General features: G+C 60.2%; 1 protein-coding gene. It reads right to left on the bottom strand.

Annotated features, from left to right (window positions below):
- Nucleotides 1–251, bottom strand: a 251-nt coding sequence (locus ACOZKU_RS06395) for a hypothetical protein (protein WP_421578138.1), incomplete at both ends; no start/stop codon positions are given.

A 251-nucleotide genomic window follows, 5' to 3' on the forward strand; every position in this document is an offset into this window, starting at 1 on the left:
GCGACCAGCAGCGTACCGTTGACGACGCTTGAGGCCGTGAACCTGACCCCGGTGGCGCCGTCGTCGGCATCGCTAAAGCCCAGATCGGCAGCGGTCAGCGTATAAATGCCTCCTTCAGAAACGGTGGCTTTGAGATCACCCGTCAGCTTTGGCGCATCGTTGACGGGCGTGACGGTCAGAATGAATGGCGACGTGGTTGGTACGGAGCCGTCCTCGTTACCGTCTTCGACAAGCACCTTGAACGAGGCCTT

This window comes from Shinella sp. M31, from assembly GCF_049199205.1.
In the GTDB taxonomy this organism is placed as follows: Bacteria; Pseudomonadota; Alphaproteobacteria; order Rhizobiales; family Rhizobiaceae; genus Shinella.